The organism is Bacillus sp. LR--39, assembly GCF_053613335.1.
The window spans coordinates 1-2,570 of record NZ_JBSIOT010000032.1 but is presented as its reverse complement, the minus strand read 5'-3'; the positions used below and the strand labels follow the sequence as shown (position 1 = coordinate 2,570).

At 47.2% G+C, this 2,570-nt stretch carries 3 protein-coding genes; all 3 read right to left on the bottom strand.

The genetic code is table 11. The features are described 5' to 3' along the window. Positions 1-815, bottom strand: an 815-nt coding sequence (locus ACWHAR_RS19790) for an NRAMP family divalent metal transporter (RefSeq protein ID WP_452087593.1), incomplete at its 3' end; no start/stop codon positions are given. A gap of 14 nt (positions 816-829) precedes the next feature. Beyond that, entirely contained in the window at positions 830-1,603 is a 774-nt protein-coding gene (pxpA, locus tag ACWHAR_RS19785; RefSeq protein ID WP_017697329.1) for a 5-oxoprolinase subunit PpxA, read from the bottom strand. Positions 1,604-1,808: 205 nt separating this feature from the next. After that, on the bottom strand, positions 1,809-2,558 hold the full coding sequence (locus ACWHAR_RS19780; protein WP_003234424.1) for a phosphoglycolate phosphatase: 750 nt from the start codon (positions 2,556-2,558) through the stop codon (positions 1,809-1,811). Between the last annotated feature and the right edge of the window lie 12 nt (positions 2,559-2,570).

Below are 2,570 nucleotides of genomic sequence, written 5' to 3'. Positions count from 1 at the left end.
GCAGCCAGCTTGAAAACAGAAGCCGCCGGGTTGCTTTCATCGATGTGCAGGCCTTTCGATACAACGCCTAGAACCGCAAGAAAAAGAGCGATACGCATGACAGATGTAATTAAAATGCCGACAACCGAGCTTTTTGTCACCTGCGGAATGGATTCCTTCCCTTTAATTCCGGCATCAAGCAAACGGTGTCCCCCGGCAAATGTGATATAACCGCCGACGGTTCCGCCCACTAGGGTGACAATGGCAAATATGCTGATGTGTTCCGGGACGAATGTATTTGCGACTGCCTGTCCGACTGGAGGAGCTGTCGTCGCCGCAACGTAGACCGTTAAAATAATCATCACGAACCCCGCGATTTGCGTAAAACGGTCCATCGCTTTTCCTGCTTCCTTGATGACAAAAATCAAAATGGCGATAACGGCGCTGATTAAAGCGCCTGTTTCAGGGGTAATGCCGAACAGCACCTGAAGCCCCAGCCCGGCCCCTCCGATATTCCCAATATTAAAAGCTAGTCCGCCAAGCACGACGAGAATGGCGATGAAATACCCCAGTCCGGGAAGCACCATATTCGCAATTTCCTGACCTCGTTTTCCAGAAACTGCGATGATGCGCCACACATTGGTTTGGGCGAAAATATCTAAAATAATAGAGATTAAGATGACAAAACCGAAGCTTGCTGCGAGTGTGTTTGTGAATGTTGCGGTTTGGGTGAGGAAACCCGGTCCGATTGCTGATGTCGCCATTAAAAAGGCGGCGCCCATCAGCAATGACCAGCTGCCCGCTTTTTTTCCTGCTGTCTTTTTCTGCTGCTCCATCTATTGTTCCTCCTTTATGTTGACCTCTGTTCTGAAATAGCTGTCACTTCAATTCCGGCCGCTTTGAGCTGTTTTCTGATTTTTTGCGCAAATGTCAGCGCATGGGCTCCATCTCCATGAATGCAGACTGTATCTGCTTTTAATGACACATCATGTCCTTGCTGAGATTTGACCGCCCCTTCTTTCACCATTTTGATGACCTGGGTGACGGCGGCATCATCACTTTCAATGAGTGCGTCCGGCTGGGAGCGCGGTGTCAGCGTGCCGTCCGATTGGTATGTTCTGTCGGCGAACACTTCATTTGCGGTCTGAAGTCCGATCCGTTCTCCCGCTTTTACAAGCTCGCTCTCAGCAAGACCGAAAAGAATCAGGCCGGGATCAACCTTATAGACAGCTTTCGCGATAGCATCCGACAGTTTTTGATCGACTGCCGCCATATTGTATAAAGCGCCATGCGGCTTGACGTGCTGCATGTGAAGTCCCTCTGCTTTTAGAAAGCCAGAGAGCGCGCCAATTTGATAAACGACAAGATCATACGCTTCCTCAGGAGAAATCGCCATATTGCGGCGCCCAAAACCAAGTAAATCCGGCAAGCCCGGATGCGCGCCGATTTTTACGCCTCTTTCTGCTGCAAGCGCGACGGTTTTTCGCATAACACTAGGATCTCCTGCATGAAATCCGCATGCGATATTCGCTGATGTCACATACTCTAAAATATCTTGGTCAAGGCCTATCTTGTAGGCTCCGAAGCTTTCTCCTAAATCACAGTTTAAATCAATCTGAAACACAGAATCCCTCCTGCCAAAGCAAACGATATGCTTTATGTCATTTATTGTCCCGAAATTCGGAACGACTATTCCGAATTTTTGAACTTTATTTCATTATAAGTGAATCATATCAGTTTGTGAAATACTTTTGTCAGAAAACCTACCATGGTCCCAGAAGAAAACCTGCCAAACTAAAAAAGAGAGTCCATCTTATGACTCTCTTTTTTTATAGTACCCAATGGCGAATCGCTTTAGCGACACCATCCTCAATATTTGTATCCGTGATATAATCAGCCGTTTCTTTTACGATGTCTTGCGCATTGCCCATTGCGACGCCAAGACCCGCTTCTTTGATCATCGCAATGTCATTAAGGCTGTCGCCCATCGCCATCACATTCTCCATTGTAAAGCCGAGTTTTTCCGTAACCTTGGCAAGGGCTGCAGCTTTGTTGATGCCAAGCGCGTTGACTTCAATGTTTGTCGGACTTGAATTTGTGATTTCGAGCTCTTTGTTTTTTCTCAGCTCCTCAAGCACTTCGTTTCGGATATCGTCATCCTCGATGTCAAAGCCGAATTTGAGCCATTCATGATCCGTAATGTTTTCCGGAAACTCGCCTCTCCATACTTTATTCACCGTAGAAGCCCAGAAATTAGTGTTGTGCTTATTCCGCAAATCCCACATCATTTGAATATGGTCCGTATGAAGCAGCTTCCGTTCCACCAAATTAAAATTCGAATCCCAAATTTCACTGCCGTTTGCCGTGATTAGAAAGGATGACAGCTTTAGCGATTCCGCCAGCTCCCGGCACGTCATCAGCGTCCGGCCCGTGCTGATCACCACATACACACCTTTATCCTCCGCTTCACGAATGGCTTTGCGGTTTTCATCCGAGATCAGCTGCTCGTCGTTCAGCAGTGTACCATCCATATCAATTGCGATCAGCTTGATATCTACATCTTCTCTTTGAACAGACATATATGTACCTCT

What these genes read in the sequence shown, in the direction of transcription:
- ACWHAR_RS19780 (WP_003234424.1), bottom strand. Translation starts at nt 2,558, where the DNA reads ATGTCTGTTCAAAGAGAAGATGTAGATATCAAGCTGATCGCAATTGAT.